This is a genomic window from Aureispira anguillae (assembly GCF_026000115.1).
Taxonomy (GTDB): domain Bacteria; phylum Bacteroidota; class Bacteroidia; order Chitinophagales; family Saprospiraceae; genus Aureispira; species Aureispira anguillae.
Window position 1 is genome coordinate 2,066,421 of sequence record NZ_AP026867.1, and the last position, 25,064, is coordinate 2,091,484.

Annotated in this window: 20 protein-coding genes; 11 read left to right on the plus strand and 9 right to left on the minus strand. The window is 36.5% G+C overall.

What is annotated here, in order from left to right; translation table 11 throughout:
* Position 1: 1 nt before the first annotated feature.
* From AsAng_RS08025 to AsAng_RS08050, 6 genes are all read left to right on the plus strand, one after another.
* Positions 2 to 637 (plus strand): class I SAM-dependent DNA methyltransferase, encoded by a 636-nt coding sequence (locus AsAng_RS08025; RefSeq protein WP_264792248.1) that lies wholly within the window; start codon positions 2 to 4, stop codon positions 635 to 637.
* Between the two features lie 50 nt (positions 638 to 687).
* Positions 688 to 1,764: a glycoside hydrolase family 113 gene (locus tag AsAng_RS08030; protein ID WP_264792249.1), complete on the plus strand. Its 1,077-nt coding sequence runs from the start codon at positions 688 to 690 to the stop codon at positions 1,762 to 1,764.
* Positions 1,765 to 1,822: 58 nt separating this feature from the next.
* Entirely contained in the window at positions 1,823 to 2,863 is a 1,041-nt protein-coding gene (locus AsAng_RS08035; RefSeq protein WP_264792250.1) for a glycoside hydrolase family 113, read from the plus strand.
* Between the two features lie 323 nt (positions 2,864 to 3,186).
* Positions 3,187 to 4,101 carry a DUF72 domain-containing protein gene (locus AsAng_RS08040; RefSeq protein WP_264792251.1) on the plus strand — a complete coding sequence of 305 codons (915 nt, stop codon included), beginning with the start codon at positions 3,187 to 3,189 and terminating at the stop codon, positions 4,099 to 4,101.
* 174 nt (positions 4,102 to 4,275) lie between these two features.
* Positions 4,276 to 5,100: a 50S ribosomal protein L11 methyltransferase gene (gene prmA / locus AsAng_RS08045; RefSeq protein ID WP_264792252.1), complete on the plus strand. Its 825-nt coding sequence runs from the start codon at positions 4,276 to 4,278 to the stop codon at positions 5,098 to 5,100.
* Positions 5,101 to 5,202: 102 nt separating this feature from the next.
* A complete protein-coding gene (locus AsAng_RS08050) occupies positions 5,203 to 10,257 on the plus strand; it encodes a hypothetical protein (protein ID WP_264792253.1) in 5,055 nt (1,684 codons plus the stop codon).
* Between the two features lie 84 nt (positions 10,258 to 10,341).
* On the opposite strand, the gene AsAng_RS08055 is transcribed toward AsAng_RS08050, so the two are convergent.
* Both AsAng_RS08055 and AsAng_RS08060 read right to left on the minus strand, forming a co-directional pair.
* On the minus strand, positions 10,342 to 11,331 hold the full coding sequence (locus AsAng_RS08055; RefSeq protein ID WP_264792254.1) for a fumarylacetoacetate hydrolase family protein: 990 nt from the start codon (positions 11,329 to 11,331) through the stop codon (positions 10,342 to 10,344).
* 121 nt (positions 11,332 to 11,452) lie between these two features.
* Complete coding sequence (locus AsAng_RS08060; protein ID WP_264792255.1) at positions 11,453 to 12,118, minus strand: DUF2461 domain-containing protein; 666 nt, start codon at positions 12,116 to 12,118, stop codon at positions 11,453 to 11,455.
* 563 nt (positions 12,119 to 12,681) lie between these two features.
* On the opposite strand from AsAng_RS08060, the gene AsAng_RS08065 reads away from it, so the two are divergent.
* Positions 12,682 to 13,476 carry an SPFH domain-containing protein gene (locus AsAng_RS08065; protein ID WP_264792256.1) on the plus strand — a complete coding sequence of 265 codons (795 nt, stop codon included), beginning with the start codon at positions 12,682 to 12,684 and terminating at the stop codon, positions 13,474 to 13,476.
* A 639-nt stretch (positions 13,477 to 14,115) separates the two neighbouring features.
* Here AsAng_RS08065 and AsAng_RS08070 read toward each other — a convergent pair.
* The 4 genes from AsAng_RS08070 to lptE all read right to left on the minus strand — a co-directional run bounded on the left by AsAng_RS08070 (position 14,116) and on the right by lptE (position 18,087).
* Positions 14,116 to 14,625 (minus strand): hypothetical protein, encoded by a 510-nt coding sequence (locus AsAng_RS08070; RefSeq protein ID WP_264792257.1) that lies wholly within the window; start codon positions 14,623 to 14,625, stop codon positions 14,116 to 14,118.
* Positions 14,626 to 14,631: 6 nt separating this feature from the next.
* On the minus strand, positions 14,632 to 16,041 hold the full coding sequence (locus AsAng_RS08075; RefSeq protein ID WP_264792258.1) for an MBL fold metallo-hydrolase: 1,410 nt from the start codon (positions 16,039 to 16,041) through the stop codon (positions 14,632 to 14,634).
* Between the two features lie 127 nt (positions 16,042 to 16,168).
* Entirely contained in the window at positions 16,169 to 17,521 is a 1,353-nt protein-coding gene (locus AsAng_RS08080) for an SWIM zinc finger family protein (protein WP_264792259.1), read from the minus strand.
* A gap of 56 nt (positions 17,522 to 17,577) precedes the next feature.
* A complete protein-coding gene (lptE, locus tag AsAng_RS08085) occupies positions 17,578 to 18,087 on the minus strand; it encodes an LPS assembly lipoprotein LptE (RefSeq protein ID WP_264792260.1) in 510 nt (169 codons plus the stop codon).
* A gap of 208 nt (positions 18,088 to 18,295) precedes the next feature.
* Here lptE and AsAng_RS08090 point away from each other — a divergent pair, with 208 nt between their 5' ends.
* Positions 18,296 to 19,063 carry an amidohydrolase gene (locus AsAng_RS08090; protein ID WP_264792261.1) on the plus strand — a complete coding sequence of 256 codons (768 nt, stop codon included), beginning with the start codon at positions 18,296 to 18,298 and terminating at the stop codon, positions 19,061 to 19,063.
* 94 nt (positions 19,064 to 19,157) lie between these two features.
* Here AsAng_RS08090 and AsAng_RS08095 read toward each other — a convergent pair whose 3' ends face one another.
* On the minus strand, positions 19,158 to 20,573 hold the full coding sequence (locus AsAng_RS08095; protein ID WP_264792262.1) for a YceI family protein: 1,416 nt from the start codon (positions 20,571 to 20,573) through the stop codon (positions 19,158 to 19,160).
* Between the two features lie 250 nt (positions 20,574 to 20,823).
* Here AsAng_RS08095 and AsAng_RS08100 point away from each other — a divergent pair, with 250 nt between their 5' ends.
* From AsAng_RS08100 to AsAng_RS08110, 3 genes are all read left to right on the plus strand, one after another.
* Positions 20,824 to 22,743: a M1 family metallopeptidase gene (locus tag AsAng_RS08100; RefSeq protein WP_264792263.1), complete on the plus strand. Its 1,920-nt coding sequence runs from the start codon at positions 20,824 to 20,826 to the stop codon at positions 22,741 to 22,743.
* Between the two features lie 113 nt (positions 22,744 to 22,856).
* Positions 22,857 to 23,075, plus strand: a complete 219-nt coding sequence (locus AsAng_RS08105) for a hypothetical protein (protein WP_264792264.1) — start codon at positions 22,857 to 22,859, stop codon at positions 23,073 to 23,075.
* A gap of 154 nt (positions 23,076 to 23,229) precedes the next feature.
* Entirely contained in the window at positions 23,230 to 23,793 is a 564-nt protein-coding gene (locus AsAng_RS08110; protein WP_264792265.1) for a DUF1572 domain-containing protein, read from the plus strand.
* 85 nt (positions 23,794 to 23,878) lie between these two features.
* On the opposite strand, the gene AsAng_RS08115 is transcribed toward AsAng_RS08110, so the two are convergent.
* Positions 23,879 to 24,376 (minus strand): hypothetical protein, encoded by a 498-nt coding sequence (locus AsAng_RS08115; protein WP_264792266.1) that lies wholly within the window; start codon positions 24,374 to 24,376, stop codon positions 23,879 to 23,881.
* On the minus strand, positions 24,376 to 24,855 hold the full coding sequence (locus tag AsAng_RS08120) for a hypothetical protein (protein ID WP_264792267.1): 480 nt from the start codon (positions 24,853 to 24,855) through the stop codon (positions 24,376 to 24,378). Before AsAng_RS08120 ends, AsAng_RS08115 begins: the two co-directional genes overlap by 1 nt.
* Between the last annotated feature and the right edge of the window lie 209 nt (positions 24,856 to 25,064).

Here is a 25,064-nt window from a genome sequence, read left to right on the forward strand (position 1 = left end):
AATGGACAAGACGGAAGCTGCAATAGCGCTTTTTGATAGTGTTGCTCAGGAATATCAAGATAAATTCATGGATTTGTCTCTGTACCAACAAAGTTTGGATGTATTCTGTGAATCAATCAAAGATGAAAAAGCGAAGGTATTGGAACTGGCTTGTGGTCCTGGTAATATTACACAGTATTTGCTTAGCAAAAAACCAGATTGGGATATATTAGCGACAGATTTGGCTCCTGCTATGTTGAAATTGGCAAAAAAGAACAATCCCACTGCTAAATTTCAAGCATTGGATAGTAGGAAAATTGATCAATTGAATGAGCAATACAAAGCTATTATAGCTGGCTTTTTAATTCCCTACTTACCAAAGGATGGGGTAGAAAAACTGATTCAAGATGCGTTTAATTTATTGGAAGAAGGTGGGATTCTGTTTTTAAGCACCATGGAGGATGATTTTCATAAATCTGGATGGAAAGGACCGAGTTCGGGGGGAGAGAAACGACTGTATACCTATTATTATCAAGCAGACTATTTGAAGAGCTTATTAGAAAAATATCATTTTACCATTATGGATTTAAGGCGTGTCCAGCAGCATTTAAACGATGAAAACGCAATCAATGATGTATTAATTATTGCTAAAAAATAAATCATAGTTTTTTTTACCTAAACCAAAACAATAAACAGACCCCAAATATTATGCAGAAAATAATAATAAAATTACTACGCCCATTAGGAATCTTGTTTGCAATTATTGGCTTTTCGGGTTGTGCAACGGATCAACTGCCTTGCGAACTTGTTCCAAAGGGAGATTTGATGAACCAAAAAATCAAGGGAATGTCAGTGGTTGCTGCTCAAAGCCCAATTCAAGGAGCGCCAATTAAACAACTTCAATCGCTAGGAGTAGACTGGATTGCTACCTTACCTTATGGTTATTATGCTAGTGGAGATCCTAAAATTGATAGTGTTTCTTGTTGCCCTTTGCCAACCTGTCCACATGGTCCTTCAACCAAGGCGGCGGTTATTGAAGTCATTCAATCGGCTCATGCACAGGGCATGAAAGTGATGGTTAAACCCCAGCTTTGGTCTGCTACAGAATGGGTAGGAGAGTTGTCGTTTGATACAGAGGCTAAGTGGGATAGTTTTGAGATTAGTTATACAGAGTTTATTATGGAGTGGGTTGATATGGCTGTTACCATGAATGCAGAGATGTTTTGTGTAGGAACAGAAATTGCAAAATTTGTAAAGCACAGGCCTGCTTATTGGAGCAATTTGATTCAATCCATTCGACAAGTATATACGGGACAATTGACTTATGCTGCGAATTGGGACGATTATGATGAGGTGACTTTTTGGCAAGAGTTGGATTTTATAGGAGTGGATGCTTATTTTCCCTTGCTTCCAGATGAAACGCCTATTGTTTGTGATTTGATAGAGGCTTGGAAACCTTACAAAGATGAACTGTCTGCTTTTTCTGCATCTTATAACAAACCTATTTTATTTACGGAATTTGGTTATCTAAGTTTAAACGGTTGTGCTTATAAAACTTGGGAATTAGAGTCTAAGATGACCGCAACAGGAATGAATGAACAGGCTCAAGCGAACGCATTGCATGGATTGATAGAGGCTTTGGCTAGGGAAGATTGGTGGGCAGGTGGTTTTCAATGGAAATGGTATGCTGATGCAGTTAGTGCTTCTTGTGAGCAGGACATTTCAAAAGATTATACTCCTGAAGGTAAGATAGCCGCAGATGTATTAAAAGTATTGTATGAATAAGCATCCACTACTATATTTTGTCCAGTACTAAAAACTTACGGAATAAGGAATTAAATTTATGCGAGTACGATTTGTTGCAATGGGAGCTTTGGTGCTTTTTTTTTCTAGTTGTTCATGGTATCACTATAATAACCCTAGCGTAAAAAAAGGGATTCTTGCTTCAAAGATTAATGGAATGGCAATTATGGCTCCTCCTAGTCCTTTTAGAACCAATCCCATGCCTGTTCTTAAACAAATTGGGATTAACTGGATTAGTATTCAACCGTTTGCATTTTTTTATAAAGATCAGCCCGATATTCAATATAGCGGTTATCAGTGGTGGGGAGAGCGTCCAGAAGGATTGATTAAAACGATTGAGTTGGCTAGAAAAGAAAATCTAAGTATCTTGCTAAAGCCTCAATTATGGGCTTATAACCAATGGGTGGGGGATTTAGCATTTGAAAAGGAAGAAGATTGGGTGATTTTTGAAGACAACTATAGAAATTATATTCTGCCGATGGTTAAATTGGCGGATAGTCTAGGAGTAGAGCTGTTTTCGGTGGGGACAGAAATGAAACGATTTGCTTTACAGCGTCCTGAATTTTGGAGAGCATTAATTGAAGAAATTCGAACAATTTATACAGGAAAATTAGTTTATGCGGCCAATTGGGATAACTATCATCGGATTACTTTTTGGGATGCTTTGGATTATATTGGAGTAGATGCTTATTTCCCATTAACTCCCCAAAAAAGACCCACTGTCAATGCGTTAAAGGAGGCTTGGATGCCAACAGTAGATAGCCTTCATGCATTTTATAAAGCTTGGGGTCGCCCTGTATTATTTACAGAGTTTGGATATATGAGTTTAGAAGCTTGTGCCTACAAGGCTTGGTTGTTGGAGCAGATGCAAGAGCAAGCCGTATTGAGTGAACAAGCTCAGGCAAATGCTCTACAGGCTCTGTTAGAAACTTTTGGCGAAAAATCTTGGTGGGCAGGTGGTTTTCAATGGAAATGGTATGTAGATTTACCATCTGTGTTAACACCAGTTCAGGCAGCACGAGATTATACTCCCCAAGGAAAAAAAGCAATGAAGGTTTTGGAAGACTTATATAAAAAATAAAGTGTATCTTTTATGGTTCTTTGACAACTTGTGTGCTAATCGTAAAACGTAAGGTAAAATGCTTCTATTTTGGGATATTAGAGCCTAGATCAGGTTGTTTTTAGATCGCTTCGCTTTTAAGACTATATAGGTATGAATTGCAACTATATAGTCTTAAAAGCGAAGCGATCTAATACCCAAACGGCATAATTAAAGACGTTAATTAAAATTTCCACACGATTAGCTTCGCTGCTACTGCGTGGTTACTGCGTGATAGAGTTGTCAAAGAGCGTCTTTTATAATAGAATTAAAGTACTCAAAACTTCTAATAATTAATCAAGCTAATGGAATTTGGAAAATTAAAAAATATTAGCAACGTTGACTTCTCTATGGGAGAGGTGCCGCTAAGTACTACAAAACTCTTAAAGAAAATACCAAAAGATAATGTAAAACCTAGTTTTTATTTTGGATGTACGGGATGGGCTATGAAAGAATGGTTAGGAAAATTTTATCCCAAGAAGACCAAAGCAAAAGAATATTTGTACCATTACGCTAGGCAATTTTCTACCATAGAATTAAATACAACACATTATAGAATTCCAACCGTAGAAACCATTAAAAATTGGTATAATTTAACCGATAAGACCTTTAAATTTTCACCTAAAATTCCACAATCTATCAGTCACAGTACGGATTTGGGGGCTTATGGAAAAGAAATTGACAAATTTTGCACTGCTATTATTGGTCTAAAAGAGAAATTAGGCACTTCATTTATACAATTGCCACCTAACTTTGGTCCTAATAGAATTAATATTTTAGAGCAGTTTTTGACAAAATTCCCAACCGATGAAGTTCCTTTAGCGGTAGAAGTACGCCATGAAGATTGGTTTCAAAAACCGACTTATTTTCGCCTATATCTTGATTTATTGGCGAGCCATAACGTTGGAACTGTGATCACAGATGTTGCGGGAAGGAGAGATGTTCTACATTTGGGATTAACAACTCCTACTGCCATGGTTCGTTTTGTAGGAAATGGGTTAGCTCCAACAGATTATGAACGAATTGACGAATGGGTAGATTTGTTGGTAAACTGGATGAATCAAGGGCTAAAAGAAGTTTATTTTTTCTCTCACCAACCCAATAATATCTTATCGCCTGATATGTGTATTTATTTAATAGATGCACTAGAACGCAAAAGCGACTTGCGGTTTTCTAAAAAAACAAAGCAGATAGATGATGGACAGATGAGTTTGTTTTAGTATTTTGAGCGGTAAGGATGCAAAACGAATGATTGTCAATTTATGCAATTTTTTGGGTGAATTGAACTGCAAGCAATTTTAGCGATTTACAGATAAAATGCACGATTAGTTTTGTATTCTTACCAAGAGACTGATTACAAATTATAAAAACAAGTATAGAACAAGAAAAGAAGAATGAATTATTTAAAATTGACTTTAGAGGCGGAGGATAAAACAGTAAACGACATTTTAGTAGCACACCTGTCCGATTTTGAGTTTAATGGCTTTAGCGAAGAAGAAGGTATATTGGTGGCTTATATTAATGAAGAAGATTATAACCAAAAACTACAAGAAACCCTAGGCGACTTAAAAGCACAATACCAATTGAGCATACAGCAGGAGCTCGTTGCGGATCAAAATTGGAATGCCAAATGGGAATCCGATTACGAACCTGTTTGGGTGGATGATTTTTGTGCCGTTAGAGCTACCTTTCACCAACCAATTACGACCGTAAAACACGAAATAGTAGTTACCCCTAAAATGTCATTTGGAACAGGGCATCATGCTACTACTTATATGATGATGAAGCAAATGGAAAAGCTAGATTTTTCTGCTAAAACAGTTTTTGATTATGGTTGTGGTACTGGGGTCTTAGCTATCTTAGCCCAAAAATTGGGGGCAACAACATTGGATGCTATTGATATTGATAAATGGGCTTATGAAAATACACTAGAAAATGTTGCCATTAATAATTGTGGAGATACTATTGGGGTGTATTGTGGAGAAATAGATGCTGCACCTGCTCAAAAATACGATGTGGTACTAGCCAATATCAATAGAAATGTGATCCTAGGTACAATGGATCGTATGGCAGCACGTTTAAAAGATGGGGGTGTTTTGCTGACTTCTGGTTTTTTGGAGGAGGACATTGACTTAGTTGTAAAGGCTGCTGCTGAACATGGTTTGAAGTTAGTTGATACGATGAAACGAGAAAAATGGCGTTGTTTGGTTTTGGGATAGTTCTTTAAAGAGTGTACTCACTTTAGGAGTACGGAGAATTGTATACTTTGTTTTTATATTTTGGCAACAATGCCAAATCTTTTCAAATTGTAAGCTATAATTATGAATCTATTAAAATTTACCCTGCTTAGCTTTTTTTTGTTAATAACTTCATTGGCTTGGGCTCAACCAGAAGAAGTAGATGAAATTCCGACTTCTGCGACTGAATGTTACAAGTATATGGAAGAGATTATGCTGGCGACCAAACGGGAGGAATGTGAAGAGATTATGGCGACCATGAAACAGAAACAAAAAGCTGGAAAGTGGACACCTGAGTTTTATGATGGTCTGGCGGATCTTGGAAATGAGATGATTAAGCGAAACATGAAGCGATATAACTTCTTTCGACATCTGTTGGATATTATTCATACGTTTTCAGATGATGAGGGCTTGGCTTCTCAACATTTTAGCAAGTGGATTAAAATTTCAAAAAAAATATTAATGGCGCAACAAGATGGTAAGACTGTTTTGTTTGAAAACTATTTGAAGTTTAGCCGAAATTTTTGGAAAACAGGTAACCTATACGATATTTCAAAGGGAAGCCATAAGTGGCGTTCTGAATCGAGAGTTTTTGATATGAAATATGAGGATGGCATTTTGTCTATTAAGTATGAAAACACCAATTTAATTTGCTATAATAAACGAGATTCTTTAACCATTAAGGACGCAAAGGGCATTTATTACCCCTTAGAACAGAAGTGGAAAGGCGTAAAAGGACAGGTGGACTGGACGGCTGAAGGTGCAAAAGATGCTTATGCTTTGCTCAAAACATATACCATAGAAACTCGAAGCACTTCGTATTCTGCATCGAATGCAACCCTGCACTATAATTCGGTATTTAAACAACCAATTGAAGGTCGTTTAAAAGATAGAGCCGTAAAGCGAAATGCTAAAAATATGCGCTATCCTAGGTTTGAATCTAATTCGAGAAATATCCGAATGGATGATATTGGAGAAGGGGTAACTTATATGGGTGGTTTTGTCATGACGGGATCTTCTGTTCAAGGTTATGGTGATGAAAAAGGTTTGTCAACGGTTTATATTACCAATAGCAAAGGACAGCGGATTGTAAAAGCAGAATCTGGGAATTTTGATATTCTAAAAGGTGAAAAGGTTGTTTCACAAGATGCAAAGGTAACGCTATACATTAATCACGATGATGGGTCAATTGATTCTATTTATCATCCAAGTATTAACTTTTTGTATAGTATTGTTCAGCGAAAATTAGATTTAGCAAGGAGTGACTCTAGAATATCTAGGGTGCCTTTTTCCAATTCATTGCAAGAAATGGACATGAAGGTAACTTCTATTTCTTGGTTAATTGATACGGATGAATTGACTTTGGGAGATAACAATCAAGATTTGGAAATGGCATCGGAGAACCATTTTGATCAATTGCTTTTTGAGAAATATCAAAATATCATTTCTATCAACCCCTTGATTAAATTTGCGGTTTATTCCGATAAGTTAAAACAGGCTCAGGAATTGGCGGGCTCTGTTCGACCCGATACCAACCCGTGGGAGCAGGAAGGGCCCATGTCTGATGAAGAATACTGTAAGCAACAGCCTGACTTTTGTGATGAAAATGGCAAGCCCTTTTTTGATAGAGGTTATGAGGATGAGCCAATAGATACTGCTTTTTTGAAGGAAATTGGCGAATGGCCTCCAACAGAAGTAGAAGAAACTCCCGAAGATGAGTCAGAAGACGATTTTGCGGATACTGATCCTAGGGTGGTATCTGCTGATGAGTTGGCCGCTTTATTGGACAAAAGGATGGAACGAATTACAATTTTGACTTCTGAAGAGATTGAAAAAGCTTCAAAAAATCCGTCGTTTAAAATTATTGAGAGAAACCAAGATTACAGGGATTTTATGAAGGGCTTTCCAAAAACCTATAAGTTTGGAGCTATAGATGTTTATAATTTAATGACTGTTGTGCCCGACCCGTCTTTTAATCTAAGCAATACCTTGCCTTTATTTTTAGAGATGGTGAAAGATGGCTTTGTGGTTTATAACAAAGAAAAAGGAACAATCCGATTGCGAGACAAATTGTTCCATTATGCTGCTTCTGTTAATACGAAGAAAAAAGACCACGATTTTGATAAAATCCGCATTAAGTCGGTTCCTTCTCGAAATAATAAAAAACCAGCCAATGCGGTTTTTAATATGAAAAAGGGAGAGATCGAAACCTTTGGAGTGCAGGAGTTTGTTTTGAGTGATTCACAGCAAGTTATTGCTCGACCATTTAATGGGCAAGTAAAAATGCTCAAAGGGCGTAATATGGATTTTAATGGCGTGATGTCTGGTGGATTTTGTAATTTTACAGGAACCAATTTTCATTTTATCTACGATATTTTCCATGTAGAAATGGATTCTATCAACTTTATGGATTTGTTTATCTATAAACGGGCTCGTCATGGAGAAGAAGCTGGAATTTTGGCAGGAAGACCCAAAGAAGAACGTGCGATTGAGGACTTGACACAGTTACCAACCAATGAAAAAGAACCCATTAATAGCGTTATCGAAGGAGGGAGCGGCTTGATGTTGATTGATGTACCTAGTAATAAATCTGGGCGGATGCAGAGTGATCCCATTTATCCATCCTTTGAATCCACCAGCAAATCAAGGGTTTATTACGATCGGCGGAACAGGCAAGGAGAAGGGGTTTATGATCGAGAGACATTTTATTATGAGGTAGAGCCGTTTATGCTAGATGGTATGGATCGCTTAAAACCAGAGCAATTGGTTTTTGAAGGGAAATTGTATGCCGCAGATATATTTGAGCCAATCAATGAGCAATTAAGGGTTATGTACCATGATTTGTCTCTAGGGTTTGAAACAGAAACAAGGGGGAATGATCCTAATCCTATTTATCTTAGAGAGGATAAAAAAGGAAAAGGTTCTTTTAAAGGAGCCATTGGAATTAGCAATGAAGGTTTGATTGGCAATGGTCGCTTGGATTATTTGGGAGCAACCGTTGAATCCGAATATATTGAGTTTTTGCCCGATCAATTTAGAGCAGAGGATGTAGATAGTTTTAATTTAGAAGGTTCTGTTCGGGATGGTGTAGAGTTTCCACATGTTAAGGGGGAGCAAGTACACATTGATTGGGCTCCATATAGCGATAGTATGTATATTGAATCTGCTATTGTTGAGGGGGTGCCATTCCAATTTTTTGATTCAACAGATTTTAATTTGGAAGGCTCCTTGACCTTAACTCCTGATGGTTTATTGGGACGAGGAACCTTTGATTGGTATGGAGCAACTTTAGAATCTAACCCAGGAGGAGATTTTAAATTTGGAAAGCAATCCATCGCTTCGCCTTCTACGGCCGTTATTATCAAGTCTCAAGGGGTACAAAAATTTGCTTTTGAAAATGAAAATGTAGATGCTATCATTGATTTTGAAAAACAAACAGGGGACTTTATTTCTCAAGAATCAGATTTAGCAACGGATTTACCCTATAATAGTTACCAAACATCTTTGGATCAATTTCATTGGAACATGAAAACGGACCATATTTTTATGGATGCGCAAGAGGGAAAAACTGGATTTTTCTTAGCGACAGAGCAGGCACAAGATTCTTTGGTGTTTTTAGGTGAGAAAGCAGATTATGATTTGAATACGGGCTTGCTAAAAATTGATGGTGTAGAGCATATTCGAATTGCAGATGCCTTTGTTTATCCCAAGGACAAGCATGTTGAAATTGAAGAGGCTTCACACATGAGAACCTTGCTAGATTCTAGAATTGTGGCAGATACCTTAAATCAAAACCATGTTATTCAACGAGCATCTATTAATGTGCTGAGTCGAAGTGAGTTTAAAGCAAGTGGTTATTTGGAGTTTAATATTGAAAATTATAAAGAGCAAGAAATTAAGTTTGATAATGTAACTTCTGCCCAAGAATCTCCAGGGCAATTTGTAACAGTAGGAAGTGGCACCGTTAGAGATACGGCTAATTTCCATCTGGATAAGCGTACAAAATTTAAAGGGGAGGTTTTGTTAAATTCAAAATCAGAACTATTAACTTTTAAAGGCTATGCAAAAATATCATCTGCTGTTATTCCAACACAGGAATGGTTTGGGATTGAGTCTAAAGTAGATAAAAGAGATGTTTCTATCGAGTACGAAACACCTAAAAATCCCGCTGGAGAATTTATGTATGTTGGTTTGTTTTTGGATTTGGACACCATGGATTTGTATCCTGCTATTCTTTCTCCTAAACGAAACCCAACCGATAGAAGTATTTTTTCTGCTGTAGGAGTATTAAAGTTCGATAATGAAGAAAACATGTACCTTTTTGGAGACTCTGCAAGAGTGCTAGGCGATGCTGAGGCAGGAAAGTTATTTACCGTTTCCGAAAAAAATGCAAAGGTGGTCGCTTCAGGAAGGTTCGATTTTGATAAAGGGTTTATCTCTGCTACAGCGCCAGATTTTGGGGTAGATGTAGTTGGTGACTTTACCTTCTTCTTGAACACCAAATCAGATTACCTATTCGAGACATCAGCAAATTTAGATTTCTATTTGCCACAGTCACTTCGAGATGTAATTGTAAATGATATACAGAGTAACGATGAGCTAATTGATAAAGTTTTATATGCTAGTATTAAAAATGAAAAATTGCATCAGCATATGAAAAACTATATTACAGATGATAAGAAGTTTGATAGAATGTGGAAAAAGGTAGAAGATGATGAACGACTACAGTTGCCCAATGATTTTTCACATACGTTCTTTTTTATTAACAATAAACTACTTTGGAGCTCTAAGACACAGTCTTTTATTACAAAAGGACGTCGATTACAATTGGCTTCTATTGGAGGTAAGCATGTTGGACAAGTACTAAAGGGGCATTTAGAAATAATGAATGATCCTGCTCGTGGAGATGCGTTGACCTTTTATATCATTTCTCCCAATGGAGACTGGTATTATTTCTCTTATCAGAATGGTTTTCTCAAAACGGTTTCTTCAAATCCTGATTATAACAATGCTATTTCATCTTTAAAAAATAAAGATCGCCGTGTAAGAACGGCAAATGGAAATTGGATAGAACTTATGATTGGATCACCTGGAGAGTACTCTAGTTTTAAAAACAAAGCAAGTGCTGCTCACAATTAAGGGCATTTGTTGATCAATAAATTGTCAAGTTGAAAATAAACCAGTTTTATTAGGGCTAATTTTCAACTTGACAAATTGCTCTTTTTAAGCAGGCGAATATTCGGTGACAACTTGGTCGATTTTCCCAAAAATAGTCTGCCCTGTTTCATCAAACATCTCAATTTCGATTCTATCGCCAAAACTCATAAATGGAGTAGATGCTTTTCCACTGTTAATGATTTCTAGGCATCTTATTTCAGCAATACAGCTAGAACCGTTAGGACTCCCTTGATTCGCAACCGTTCCAGAGCCAATGACCGTTCCAGCCATTAAGGAACGAGTTTTTGCTGCATGGGCAATTAGTTTTCCAAAATCAAAAGTCATATCTATACCTGCATTGGGGCTGCCAACCAATTCCCCGTTGAGGGTAGAATGTAAAGGCAAGTGGAGCTTTCCATCTTTCCATACTCCTTCTAGCTCATCAGGCGTAACAACAACAGGAGCAAAAGCCGTCCAAGGTTTAGATTGATAAAAACCAAATTGTTTGGACAGCTCATTAGGAATCAAGTTCCTTAAGGAAACATCATTGATAATTGTAATTAATTGGATGTGATCTAGCGCTTGGCTAGGGGAAACACCTGCGGGTACGTCATCCGTTATGACCGCAACTTCAGATTCAAAGTCAATACCCCATGCTTCCTGTTCTATTTGGATAGGATCGTGTGCACCAATAAATGCATCGGAAGCTCCCATATACATTAATGGATCAGTCCAAAAAGAATCTGGCAATTTGGCATTTCTTGCTTTTCGAACCAACTCTACATGGGTAACATAGGCGCTGCCATCCGCCCAATGATAGGCTCTAGGAATGGGAGCCATAATCTTTGCTTCTAGAAAGTTAAAAGCACCTTCTAGTTGATTAAGATTAAGTTGGTTATAAATAGTGGTTAAGGCAGGTGCTGTTTGTGCCCAATTGTCAATGGCGATTTGCATATTTGCAGCAATTTCAGGAACAGCGATGGCTTTGGTTAGCATTTTATTGACCACAACTAATTGACCATCTCGGCTGTTGTTGTCTATGGTTGCTAATTTCATTTAGCGTAATTTTTTATTATTCCGCTCATTTTTAGCAGAATATTGGTTTTATAATAAAAGGGCTTAATCCCTTGTTGTTAGGCTTAATTTTTTCTCGGATTTAGAGATGAAGATTGCTAGTTTACAAAATAGAAACGCCATTCATATCTGTTGTTAAAACTTCTGTCATATAGTCGAAAAAAGGACGAATGGCGAGAAAGGTTTCAGTCATTTGATCTGAAAAATCAGGGCGTACCACCTCTTGAACAGTAAAATTTTTGAATGCACAAAACTGCTTCATTCTAATCCATTCGATATTCGGATGTTTTTTGTCAAAACCTCTTGGAGCGGTTTTTAGACCTTTTCCTTGCAATTTGCCAAAGAATTGAATAAAGTTAGGATCTTCGACAATTTGTTTAATGTATTGACTATCCATTTCAAACTCTTTGCGAATGCGCAATAAATCATCTGAGTTAGGACCAAAAAAACCGCCTCCTACAGATGCCCCTTTGGGCGTAATGTCAAAGGTATAACTGCCTCTTCGGTTATTGCCAAAGCGTCTAAAATAACCTCCAAAATAATCTTTATAGGGGAGTTTGTTCTTAGAAAAACGAACATCTCTGTATATTCTATACAATTTTGAATGTTCGATAACATCTGTTTGGTTTAGATTTTCTTCAACTTTACAGACGAGATGCTCAATTTCCTTTTTGGTTTTTAGATAGTCCTCTTTGTGCTTTTCGAACCAGTTTCGATTGTTGTTTTCTTGTAAATTGGATAAGAAATCAATGGTATGATTGGTAATCATTGGATTAAAAATTGGCGTTTTGAAATAAATGAAATCAAAGCGGGGATACTCCTTTAATGAGAATGAAAAGAACTGTGCCTTAAATACAAAAAATAAGACCAATTGTTCAAGCTGATTTTGAAAAAGTTAATAAAATCTTACTAAGAGTGATTCTATTTTGTTTGCTACCCGATGATTTTTGTGAAAATTAAAAGAGGGGCAGCTTTTAACTACTTTTAGCTTCGCTGCTAGGCATCCCCGTTGGTACACCCTACCAAACTGCTCGTGCACTACGTTTATGTGGTTTTAGAAGAAAGTAATCGATCGTAAGTCGTATGTCCTGTATTTACAGGAACTAAGCATATGACTTACAACCAAAGTAGTAATAAGCAGTATAGAGTACCTATTTTTTAAGGTAGTAATCATATTATTTATAATAAACTTACTTTAAACGGAATTTTTTTTTTGATAAGGCTGTTGAAATAAGGTATAAAATTAATGGACTACTATTATATTATTTATCTTCATTATTTAAATTAATACTCCGTATAACTTGAATGATTCTATCAACTAAAAGAAACACGATGAAACACTTATTAGTACTATTAATAGCTTTATTTTTTATAACTTCTTGTACTACTGTACAACCTGGACACAAAGGGGTAAAGGTGTATTGGGGAGGAAAAACCGAAATGGATCATATCTTACCAGAGGGGATGGAAATGGGAATCAGTTGGCTTTGGAATTCTTGTGTAGAATATGATGTTAGAGAAAAAACACTGGTTGAAAAATTCGTTTTTAACGATTCTAGAAACATGGAAACTAGTGTAGAAATTGCCTTGGATTACAACCTTAATCCTGAACAAGTGAATTTGATACATACCAAAATTACAGACATCGATACCAAGATTTTGAAAACCTTAAAATCTGCTGGAAAGGAAGTTGTGCCTCAATACACTGCTTCGGAACTAAACCTAAAGAAAAGAAAGGAGGCTGAAACAGCGTTACGTGAAATTATTAGCCAAGAATTGCCAGAATTTTATGTCGAGTTTGCCCGTGTACAAATTACAGATGTTGACATTCCTAAAGCTTTGGCTAGAGTGGCAGAGGAAACGGCTATTCAAGAGGGTAGAAACTCTTTAGCTGCTAAAAAAGAGTTGGAACAAACCAACTTGGCAAAGGCTAGAATTGCAGAAGCAAAAGGTAAATATGATGCGGCCTTATACGATGCCAAAACAAAAGATATTTTGTCTTCTCCCAAAATGTTGGAGTTGAAAAAATTAGAAATTGAGATGGAATGGGCAAAAAAAGGAGTTAGCAAATATGGAAACAATAACGTTTTTGGTGCCAATACTTCTGTACTAAAAGGCTTTAACTAAAAATAATTTCAACAGATAATTCTTAGAGACTTTCAGGAGTAAAACAAATGTATTCGTCCTAGTATATTTGCTACTGTTTTTGCAACGAAACGTTTGGCAATGAGCTTTCTTTGAATCATTTTCTAAGCATCACATAACCCATTTTTAGAGTTTTTTTAGGGTGGGCATATGACTGATTGGGAACAAAGTACGCCGCAGAAAGCTGCTATTTTTCTGTAAGAAAAATAAGGTTTTCAGGTGTCTGAGCGAAGCGAGTTTCTGAAAGCCTAAGCTATCAAGAAGATACTTTGTCCAAGAAGTCATCAAGTCCTAGCGTTTTTGGTTCTTTTTGGGCAATGCAAAAAGAACAACAGGTATTGATTCCCCCGCTTTTTGCTATATTGTCTCTAAAATGGGGGCTAGATAGAAACTTCTAATGTTTACTTTATTAAAAAGAAACAATTATGTTTGTTATTATAGCTATTAATAAACAATATTTTATAAAATAACAAAATTACTAAAATGTATTTTTGTTTTACTACAGAATCACCTTACTTATAAAAGTACTGTTTAAGCTAAAACGTATATTCCGATCTTAGATTTTAGACCCTATAGCCAATAGGGGCTAAAATCTAAAAATAGCTCAACTAACCCCTCATTTTAAGAACATTTATCGGTTCCCCAAAGGATGCCATTTTTTCGAACCCAGCATTTAAATTGTTGTTTTAATGCTACAATTTGCCAATGCTTATCCTTTTGTTGAAGCGTCATAACAATGCGATGCCCTTGGATAGAAACATGTTCGCTTTGGTTGTCATGCGTTAAGGTTACAATTGTTTGTCCACCTTTTTCTTCGCTTTGAACATCTATTTTTTCATAGCTCTTTTCATTTGTTATTTTAGCAGGATAATACAGCTTAATAACTTCTTTGGCTGAAATTGTTTTAGTAGTTTTTTTCAGTTTTTCATTCAAAGAACGATATTGCCCAGCAGGAATTGCCTCAAAAGAATTTTCTGAAGCAGTAACAATCGGTTGCTTACTTTCTTGACGAATATTGTTGTGAACGGTTGTATCGGTTTGATGAACCGTTTTTGTTGATGTTTGGTTGGTTTCGGACTGGCAACCTAACAATAAGAAAGCAAAAAAAAGAGGGATTAATACGGTATGCATAAAAACTTATTTAGAGTTCGGGCATTTAAATTTAGTACAAGAAAGACCAGTTTGCTGAATGGCTAAAAAACCTCCTTTGATTTCAATAATGTTTTGGTAACCAGCGGATTTTAGAATAGAACTGGCAACCATAGAGCGATAACCACTACGGCAGTGCACATAGTATAACGTTTGGTCGTTTAGTTGTTCTACATTATCATTAATATAATCTAAAGGAAAAAGCTGCGCTCCTGTGACATGTTCAGCTTCATATTCAGAAGGTTTGCGAACGTCTAAGACAATGCCTTTCGTACCATTTTTTAGCTGTGTTTCTAACGCTTCGGCACTAATGGATTCAATTTTTTCGATGGGGTTGCCTGCGGCAATCCAAGCATCCATTCCACCAGCTAAATAGCCAATGGTATTATCATAACCAATTCGAGCCAAACGAGTAACAACTTCTTGCTCACGTCCAGCATCAGCGACAATCAATATAGGTTGGTTAATGTCAATAATCACTGTTCCGACCCAAGGTGCAAAGCCTCCATCAATTCCAATATTAATAGCATGAGGAATAAAGCCATCCTTAAAAACCTGCGCTTTTCGGGTATCCAAAACTAAGACATCATTTTGTGAAATTTTCGTTTCAAATTGCTTAGGATCCAAGGCCTCCAAACCAGATTTTATAACTTGATCGATATTGCCATATCCTGTTTTGTTCAGCATGGCATTTTTGGCAAAATATTGAGGCGCTTGATTTAAGCCTGATGTTACTTCCTGTATGAACTCTTCCTTGGTCATATCAGCTCTCAATGCATAGTTTACTTTCTTTTGATTGCCTAGAGTATCAAAGGTTTCTGTACTCATGTTTTTGCCACAAGCAGAGCCCGCACCATGCGCAGGATAAACAATAATATCGTCTGGCAAAGGCATAATTTTATTGCGCAAAGAGTCATAAAGCATACCTGCCAAGTCCTCTTGTGTAACAGTTCCTTTTATGGCCAAATCAGGTCGTCCTACATCTCCAATAAATAAGGTATCTCCTGTAAAAATAGCTTTTTGATGTCCTTCTTGATCTGTCAATAGATAAGTAGTCGATTCAGGAGTATGTCCAGGAGTATGGAGAACCGTAATAGTGATGTCCCCAATTTGGAAAACTTCATGATCAGAAGCTTCGTGAATTTCATAATCAGTCGTAGCACTTGGACCATAAACGATGGTGGCTCCTGTCTTTTTTGCCAAGTCAATATGCCCTGATACAAAATCAGCGTGAAAATGAGTTTCAAAAATATATTTAATGCGAACTCCATTCTGGTTGGCTAAATCAATATAGGGTTGTGTTTCACGGAGCGGATCAATAATGGCTGCTTCTCCATTGGATGCGATATAATAAGCTCCTTGAGCAAGACATTTAGTATAGAGTTGTTCAATTTTCATTTTCTTAAGTATCGTTTCTATAGATGGTTAAAACTAGTACTACAAATTTAGGGAAAATTAATGGGGGAATGAGGCATTTAAATTACGAATATCGTACGAAATGTACAGGTCTAACGATTTTTGTTGATCAAGAAAAAGGAATGATTCCCCTAGAACTAAGCATACTAAGAGGAGTAAAAACAAGTCCATTCCATTCTCCAAAAAGATCAATAGAATGCCCGCCACTGATGGCTAAAATTTTCCAGATGATGTGCTCTTCAATAGGAGCAAGGGGCAAAATAAAGTTTTGGTCATCTTTGAGTTGTAATTGTTGATCCTCATCAATAAAAGCATGAAGATTGGACAAACCTACAGGGAAAATTGACAGCCAAGGGCTTTTAGCGATCGTTTGACTATATTGGTTGAGCAATTCATTGACATTGGCATAGGTTTTAAATTCAATACTCTGATGTAGTGGTGCAGACTCAAAATGGGCAAAAACAGCTCTTTGAGGACAAAGACTAGAGTAATAGGCCAATTGCCCCTTTAATAAGTCGCCAACAATGTATTGATGTTCATAGCCTATATGCCCAAAGGCATAATCTAAAATAAGCGCTTTTTTATCGGTTGATTGCCCCTGTAACCACACACGCCTAAAATTGCGTCCTTCAATGTCTACGCCTTCTTTTTTGCCAATCACAAGCCAGTTGTCTTTGATGGCGGGATTATTTTCAATCACATCTGCTTTTTTGACCGTTTTCCCCAACATGCGATACAATTCTTCTTGTAGATCAGGCGACAAATTTGCTCGTTTCTTGAAGGCTTCAATCCATAAATACAGCTCTCCTAAACGAGCAACGACCTGCTCCGACCAATTTTGGTGTTGGAGAACAATCTGATGGGTTTCTTTTAGATAGGTGCTGATTCTAGGCAACTTGGCATCCATCATCTTTGCTGCTGTATGGTTCCAAAAACTGGCTTTTTGCACCTCTACATTGGCAATGCCTTGACGAACAACATCGGTCAACCACAGTTCTAATTCATCCATGCCGCTACTCATCAACTGGACACGTTGTTGCCAACGTTTTTCTTTAGCTTGTTTTGCTTTTTCTAACTCCTGGTCCGTTTTTATTAAGGAGGATGTTTTTGTCGTTTTTGTTGTAGAGACAGTTGGTGAGTTATGCCTAGACAGCCAGTTCTGAACAGCTTCTGGTGGGGCTTGGTATTTAAAAACGGCACTGCTTTTGGCAAATAAAAAAAACAAACCCAAAACATGTTTGCAGGGCGGCTTACGAACAGGACAACTGCACTTGTATTTGGGACCTTTTAAATTAATTTGTACCAAATAAGGTTGAGAGCCAGACCCTTTGCATTCGCCCCAAATGGCTTCATAATTAGTCGCTAAATAATTCCATTTGGAAGAGTTGGCTAATGTTCTTCCTCTTCGTTCGGTTGAATCATTCGGTGCTAAAGCGGTTATTTTTTCATCAGTCCATTCCATAAAAAATGAGCTTATAACTTGTTTTATTGGTTGATTAGTTAATTTGGTGTTAGCAGCTACCAACCAGAGAAGGCTCTATTAAAGACATCGTCTAGTATTTGGTCATAAATATCCTGAATGAGTTGTTCCTCAACACTCGATAAATCTTGCTCGGAAGAGAAGTTGGCAAATCTAGAAAAGGTTTGTGACCAATTTTCACTGCCATCCTTTTTCTTGCTGTTTTTATAGTCAATAGATATTTTGATGGTCAATCGTTGGAAGGCCACGGTCTGGTCTGCTTGAGGGGCTAAGGCTGTAATGGTATAGCCCGTCACATTGCCCGAAAATTGCACATCTCCTTCTTCATTTTTGTATTCCAAGCGTGTGTTGTTGAGGACCCTATCTTTTAATTGCTCCGAAAAAGTTTGACCGCTTGTTGGGGGAGCGTTAGAATCCTTCGCTCCAAATTGCTCAATAGAAAAACTCTTCAATTCAGAATAATCAATTCCTGTATTGATAAAACTAACGGTACAAGCTTGAGAAAGAACAATGATAATTATAAAAATAAAGAAACTAAACTTTTGCATAATCTTATTTATCTTTTAATTTGGTTGTATTATTTAATACTCCATTGATTAACTGCGCTATCGCTTATGAGCCAGCATCGCTGTGTTCATGTGGTTTTAGTGGAGTAATGATTATTGGCAACTACTTTTATGATTTGGTTTTGGGTTAATAAGTCCAATAAAAATAATAAACTTTAAACGATTATCTCCTTTCTTAACACCTACTAAGATGAGTTTAACAATAACCTTAATTCAATCTACCTTACATTGGGAAGATAGTACTGCAAATCTAAGAATGTTTGACGAAAAATTAAGCAATCTAAAAAATACAGATTTGGTTATTTTGCCTGAGATGTTTACGACAGGCTTTTCTATGGATGCCCCCAATTTGGCAGAAGAAATGAGCAACAGCCCAACGATTCGTTGGATGCATCAAAAAGCCCAAGAAATCAATGCTGCGGTTACAGGCAGCCTAATTATAAAAGAAAATGAGGCATATTATAATCGCTTGATTTGGGTAGCCCCCAATGGTGAACAACTGCACTATGACAAAAAGCACCTTTTTTCGATGGCAAAAGAGCATTTGACATTTACAGCAGGAACCCAAAAATTGATTATAGACTATAAGGGGTGGAAAATCATGCCTTTTATTTGTTATGATTTGCGCTTTCCTGCTTGGAATAGAAATTTAGAGGATTGCGATTTAATTTTTTATGTCGCCAACTGGCCTGCCAAACGTTCCTTTCACTGGCGCAGTTTGCTGACAGCAAGAGCCATTGAAAACCAAGCCTATGTTGTTGGGGTTAATTGTACAGGTTTTGATGGAAATGGCTTTGCTTATTCGGGCGATTCTTCTGTTTTTGACCCTGCTGGAGAATTGTTGTTTCATCAAGCAGATGAAGAAGCGATTTATACCCTAACCCTAACCAAAGAACACCTGAATGCTATGCGAAAAAAGTATCCATTTTTAGCAGACAAAGATCATTACGTACTTTAATTTAATACTCCGTTAATTATAACTTTATGCATGGGTATGTATTGAAGATGTGCTCACAGATTAATCAAGATATATGAGCACATCTTCCAATGCATTACTCTTTTGCTTTCATCACAAAACTAGCATTAAAAAGTATTTTATTTTTTGCGCTTTCAGGTCCATCAGGCCCATCAATTTGGTAGCTGCCCTTTAGGTCAGGAGCAGTAAACTGGGTGGTGACGGCCAATAGCAATTCGCCTTGGTCGTTTAAAAACGGTTCAAATTGAGCGGTTGCCTGTACCAATCCTGTTTTGCCGAGAAGCGTTAAATCTGCCTCAATATGAGTTTGAGTAATTTTTCCAAGTGTTAATTTAAAGTCCTTGCTTTCTATTTTTTTGAAAACCAAATGAGCAGTAGGATGTTCATCAACCTTTAAAATGGATTCTTTTACGGCACTATTCAAACTACTTTCTCCCATTTCTATGGAACTAACCACAACCTCAAATTTACCCATTGCTTCTGCTAGACTTTCATTGCTTTTTAAGCTAAGGCTGCCATCTACTTGTTTTAATTCTCCAGCGTATTGGCGCAAAGGAGGGGGAAAGCTAAAAGCAAGAATTGGGGTGCCCTCATCCAATGCACCTGCCATTTCCCACGCTTTGGGGAAAGTAACCGCTTTAATAGCGGTTTGTGTCCCTTGTTTAGGGGGAGACAAGGTGCTTAAGCCTAAGTCCTCCCAAGGCGTAAATTTGGTATTTTTAGTGGTGAAATTCATAGCATCGCCCAATTCTGATTCAACCAATTGGCGTTTAATTTCAGCCAAAGAATTAGCGGCAGCAGCGGCAAAACCTTGGATGGTATTATTGCCGACAGCAGGATTTTCATATTGTTGGTAAATAGGAGTATGGCAATGATAATGGGAAAAAATTTCTGAACTAACATAGACTTTTCCGTCCTCAGCAATATAGGGGTAAAAATTGCAATAGATCAACTCATCAGAATTTCTAACGGGATGTTTTTGGGCATATTTAGCTCCTTCAAATCCTTTTTTTAGCCCTTTTAAATAGTCTTTTTTGAATTTTTTAGCATCAAAATTAGCTGGAAGTTGACCATTAGGCGCAGTAATTTTTAATTTGATGAATAAATTAGAATGCTGCTGCTGCCAGACAAACACTTCCTTTTCTTCATAATGAATAGCTTCGGCAGGCAGTCTTCGAACCGTTCTAATAAAATTGAGCAAACGCTGATGAGAAGTATACCGCCCTTTAAAAACTTTGCGTCCAAGGTGATTTCTATACACAATAAAAGGAGTAAAACCAACTTCTTTGGGCGCACCAGCCTCATCAATATCAATGATTTTAGTTGGAATATGATGCGCTTGCATATAGGCTTCTAAGGTTGCGATATTGTTGAGTGTAAATTCGCTGTCGCTTGTTTTTTGAACAAAAATAACGAGTTCTTCATCTATTTTTTGCTGGGCAATGGTCGAAAAAGATAGGAGGAGTATTAAAAATGTAATATATTTTGGCATAATAATAATAGATATAATCTTATCAATTGTTGGTTTGTTTTAGAAAGTACTTATTAGGAGCAAAAACATTGTACTAGCCATTAAGTTGTTAACTTTCTAACATTTTTTTTATTTTCGGAGCGAACTTACAAATTTTGAGTCAATAAGTTCTTATTAAGGTTTCGTTTGCTGCATGCACCTTTGGGTTGTCAAAGAATGATATTTTTTAAGGACAAATTTAAAATTAATTATCAAACAAAATAAATAGAGAATGACATACCGACTAAACGTATTAACTGCATTTTTTGTTTGCTGTATTTCAACTGTATGGGCACAGCCTGATCGTTGGCAGCAACGCATTGAGTATAAAATGGATATTGTTGTAGATGCTGAGAACCACCAATTTACAGGCAAGCAAAACATAGTTTATCACAACAATTCAAAAGATGAACTCAAACAGGTTTTTTACCATTTATATTTTAATGCTTTTCAGCCTAATAGTATGATGGATGTGCGTTCTAGAACCATTAAGGATGCCGATTCAAGAGTTGGTGGTCGCATTTTGGAGCTGAAACAAGATGAGATTGGTTACCACAAAATTAAGTCTTTGAAACAAAATGGAGCAGATGTAAAGTTTGAAGTGGTCGGGACTATTTTGGAAGTGACCTTAAATGAGCCCATTCAACCAGGAGCAAGCTGTACGTTTGATATGGAGTTTAATAGTCAAGTGCCCTTGCAAATTCGTCGTTCTGGTTGGAACAGTGCAGAAGGAATTGAATTGTCAATGACCCAATGGTATCCCAAAATGTGCGAATACGATTATCAAGGTTGGCATGCCAATCCTTATATTGGAAGGGAATTTCATGGAGTTTGGGGAGATTTTGATGTTAAGATTACAATTGATAAAAACTATACCATTGGAGGAACTGGAATGCTTCAGAATCCTAGTGAAATAGGACATGGATATGAGAAGGTTGGTGAAAAAGTAGATCATAGCGACAAGAAGGTCTTGACTTGGCATTTTAAAGCCGAAAATGTACATGATTTTGCATGGGCTGCGGACCCTGATTATATTCATGATATTCAAGAGGTAAGCGAAGGCTTTGTTTTACATTTTATCTACCAAGATGATGAAAACTATAAGGATGTCTGGAAGAAAGCTCAAAAAAAGACGGTTCAGGCTTTTAAATTTATCCAATCTAGATATGGAAAATATCCCTACGGACAATACACAATTATCCAAGGTGGTGATGGTGGAATGGAATATCCGATGGCAACTTTGATTACAGGAAAGCGTAATTTTGGTTCTTTGGTAGGTGTAATTGTTCATGAAGCAATGCACACTTGGTATCAAATGTTGATGGGATCGAATGAGAGTTTGTATGCTTGGATGGATGAAGGCTTTACTTCTTATGCTTCCAATGTTGTTCGTGCGCATTTGTTTAATAGCCATGGTGCTTTTCCTCACGATGGTTCTTATAGAGGTTATTTTTATTTGGCAACAAGTGGGGCAGAAGAGCCAATGAGTACTCATGCGGATCATTTTAATACCAATTTTGCTTATGGGCAAGCCTCTTACTCTAAAGGAGCTGTGTTTTTGGGGCAACTGAACTATATTGTAGGAGAAGGTGTTTTTGATAAAGCAATGCTAAAATATTATGACGATTGGCATTTTAAACATCCTAATCCAAATGATTTCATTCGAGTAATGGAGAAAGAATCAGGCTTAGAATTGGATTGGTACAAAGAGCATTGGGTTAATACAACCAATCGTATTGATTATGCTATTGTAGATGTCGTAAAAGGCGGCAAAGCATCTAAGGATTCTGTAGCGATTAAGGCAACAGAAGGAAACTATTACATACAAAGTGGCAAGGCTTCTAAAAAAGGAACAACCGTTTATTTGGAAAGAAAAGAGCGCATGCCAATGCCGTTGGATGTCGTTGTAACCTACAAAAAAGGAAAGTTGACAAAACTCAAAACATTTAATATTCCACTAGAAATTATGCGTGGAAACAAAGTAGATGAGCTAAAAAATGGCAACCAAACGGTTATGCCCGACTGGAAATGGACGCACTCTGTTTATGAATTGAATTTGTCTATTCCTTTAAAGGACATTGAAAAAATTGAAATTGACCCTTCTCTACGTTTGGCAGATATTGATCGTGAAAACAATGTTTGGGAGAAATAATTGATTCTTAAATAGACGGTGGGGACGATTTTGTTTAGAAGAATAAAAGATAAAAATAGGTGTAATATTTTTGATTTTTTGGTACTAACTAGATAAACTAAAAATAGTAAATTATGAAAAATCCTATTGCATCTAACAAATTTTTTATTCAATCCTCCAATAAACTCGTTCTGGTCAGCGGTCTTATCTGGTCGTTTGTTCTTTATGGTTGTGGACTTGCTGTCAACTGGAATGGCAATGCAGGTTTTGCTGTTGTTTTTGTGGCCATTGGAGCCTTGGTTCATCTAGTCATTTTAACTCAGTTTTTTAAACATAAAGAACGAGAGGATTAAATCTTATTATTCCAAATCGAGAATAGAATACTTCAGCCTTGCTAATTAATTTAGTAAGGCTGTTTTTTTTAGTTACGAAGTCTGTTTATTCTGCAACTTTTTGCTTTTCTATGAGGTTTTATAATAAAGTCTCTTAACCACTAAAAAAAAGCAGATGAATTACCTCGAAAACACTAATAATTTATTCAAATACTACAAACAATTGGGCGATCAATCTATGGCGCAATTAACTGAAGAACAAATTTTTTGGAAAAATGCGAGCGATGAAAATAGCATAGCAACGATTGTTAAGCATTTGTCTGGAAATATGTTGTCAAGATGGACCAATTTTAGAACCGAAGATGGTGAGAAAACTTGGAGAAATCGAGATGATGAATTTGAAGATGCTACCCTAAAAAATAAGCAGCAGGTACTAGACAAATGGCAAATAGGTTGGGCTTGTTTATTTGATGCAATTGAGCCCTTAAAAGAGCCCGATTTAGAACAGATTGTTTACATTAGAAATCAAGGCCACACAGTGCTAGAAGCGATGAATCGTCAGTTGGGGCATTACGCTTATCATGTTGGGCAATTGGTGCTGATGGCTAAAATGCAAAAGGGAAAAGATTGGCAAACTCTGTCCATTGCAAAAGGTGAATCTAAAAATTATAACCGTGCAAAGTTTGCTAAAGAGAAGGAGCGAGGTCATTTTACCGAGGAAATTTTAAAGAAAAAATAGAATTTGAATTCAGGGCTGGATGGAGCCATATTTTTAATACAAATAAGGCACAACATTGATACATAGCAATGTTGTGCCTTATACCTTAATTTAAGCTAAAAGATTCTCTACAAATCAAATCGGGATAGATGTCTTTAAAAACTTGTTCTTGCCTATGGTAAATTTTGCCACTTATCTTAAGCTGGCTAGCAAATGAGCCATTAATTCCAAATCGCAATTCTTTTATTTTTTTATTTAGATGATATGAAATAATGGAGAACTGACGCTTGTATCTTTGCCATGATTTTTCAGAAAGCTTCTTTTGTTTAATAATTTCATCATAGCAATTATTTAATCCTGTTACCTTGGAGAACCCTTGGTTTCCTAGTGCATCTAAGATAATACGATTGTCATTGGATAGAATAAAAGAGATTTTATTAATATGGTTCTTGTTAATTAATTTTTGTATTTGCCAAGTTGTATCGTTATTAAATACAATAGAATTTCCAAGTGAAGTATAATAATAATTTCTCCCCCTAAATGTGTAATCGATAATAGTTTCAAGGTTATCTGTAGGACAAATAAAATACAAATGGTTCTGCATTAGGTCGTAGTATTTGGTTGATGTTGGTAAGGAAAAGAAGAGTGGTGCAAATCAATTTTTAATTCACCATCGATCAATTTATAACCAAAAGTATATTCAACTTTAGCTTCATTTTCGTCTAAATCCGTAAAATAATAATTGCCCATAGCGATGGCACGATTGTCTTCCAAAATAAAATCTGTATTCTCAAATCGCACCTTTGTCCAAGGTTGGATGGCAAAACCTTTGTCTTCTTTGCATGCACGATTTTCTCCTGCAATAAAGTAGGATAATGCTTTTGGTTTAGTTGGTCTAAACTGCTCTATTTCGCATTTTGTAGGTTTAAATAAAACAGGACCATTTTTAAAGGAATAGAGTTTATCGAGAAATTCACTAGCAAATGCTTCACATTCAGGTCTGTTGTCTTTTAATGAACCAATTTTAACTACTCCATTTCCCCATTCATTTTGGGCCTTTAATACTTGTTCTTTCGTTATCATTTTTATTTTTTTATTCAAAAACTAGGTTTTTCGATAGGATAAAAGTATTGCTAATGCAACACTATTGCAATATAAGAATAAATTAATTAATGCAACAGTGTTGCGTTAATTAATTATGTAAAAATTAAAACCATAACTTTGGGGAGATGGGTAGTAATCTTTTCCCTAGTTGAGTAAAAGGGAGCATTTTATAGATTGAATGGAGAATT

Excerpts from the sequence above, each read along its gene's own strand:
- AsAng_RS08095 (WP_264792262.1), bottom strand. The coding sequence starts at position 20,573 with ATGCCAAAATATATTACATTTTTAATACTCCTCCTATCTTTTTCGACC.
- AsAng_RS08060 (WP_264792255.1), bottom strand. The coding sequence starts at position 12,118 with ATGATTACCAATCATACCATTGATTTCTTATCCAATTTACAAGAAAAC.
- AsAng_RS08030 (WP_264792249.1), top strand. The coding sequence starts at position 688 with ATGCAGAAAATAATAATAAAATTACTACGCCCATTAGGAATCTTGTTT.
- AsAng_RS08105 (WP_264792264.1), top strand. The coding sequence starts at position 22,857 with ATGAAAAATCCTATTGCATCTAACAAATTTTTTATTCAATCCTCCAAT.
- AsAng_RS08050 (WP_264792253.1), top strand. The coding sequence starts at position 5,203 with ATGAATCTATTAAAATTTACCCTGCTTAGCTTTTTTTTGTTAATAACT.
- AsAng_RS08090 (WP_264792261.1), top strand. The coding sequence starts at position 18,296 with ATGAGTTTAACAATAACCTTAATTCAATCTACCTTACATTGGGAAGAT.
- AsAng_RS08025 (WP_264792248.1), top strand. The coding sequence starts at position 2 with ATGGACAAGACGGAAGCTGCAATAGCGCTTTTTGATAGTGTTGCTCAG.
- AsAng_RS08070 (WP_264792257.1), bottom strand. The coding sequence starts at position 14,625 with ATGCATACCGTATTAATCCCTCTTTTTTTTGCTTTCTTATTGTTAGGT.
- lptE (WP_264792260.1), bottom strand. The coding sequence starts at position 18,087 with ATGCAAAAGTTTAGTTTCTTTATTTTTATAATTATCATTGTTCTTTCT.
- AsAng_RS08120 (WP_264792267.1), bottom strand. The coding sequence starts at position 24,855 with ATGATAACGAAAGAACAAGTATTAAAGGCCCAAAATGAATGGGGAAAT.
- AsAng_RS08040 (WP_264792251.1), top strand. The coding sequence starts at position 3,187 with ATGGAATTTGGAAAATTAAAAAATATTAGCAACGTTGACTTCTCTATG.
- AsAng_RS08055 (WP_264792254.1), bottom strand. The coding sequence starts at position 11,331 with ATGAAATTAGCAACCATAGACAACAACAGCCGAGATGGTCAATTAGTT.
- prmA (WP_264792252.1), top strand. The coding sequence starts at position 4,276 with ATGAATTATTTAAAATTGACTTTAGAGGCGGAGGATAAAACAGTAAAC.
- AsAng_RS08035 (WP_264792250.1), top strand. The coding sequence starts at position 1,823 with ATGCGAGTACGATTTGTTGCAATGGGAGCTTTGGTGCTTTTTTTTTCT.
- AsAng_RS08100 (WP_264792263.1), top strand. The coding sequence starts at position 20,824 with ATGACATACCGACTAAACGTATTAACTGCATTTTTTGTTTGCTGTATT.
- AsAng_RS08115 (WP_264792266.1), bottom strand. The coding sequence starts at position 24,376 with ATGCAGAACCATTTGTATTTTATTTGTCCTACAGATAACCTTGAAACT.
- AsAng_RS08110 (WP_264792265.1), top strand. The coding sequence starts at position 23,230 with ATGAATTACCTCGAAAACACTAATAATTTATTCAAATACTACAAACAA.
- AsAng_RS08075 (WP_264792258.1), bottom strand. The coding sequence starts at position 16,041 with ATGAAAATTGAACAACTCTATACTAAATGTCTTGCTCAAGGAGCTTAT.
- AsAng_RS08065 (WP_264792256.1), top strand. The coding sequence starts at position 12,682 with ATGAAACACTTATTAGTACTATTAATAGCTTTATTTTTTATAACTTCT.
- AsAng_RS08080 (WP_264792259.1), bottom strand. The coding sequence starts at position 17,521 with ATGGAATGGACTGATGAAAAAATAACCGCTTTAGCACCGAATGATTCA.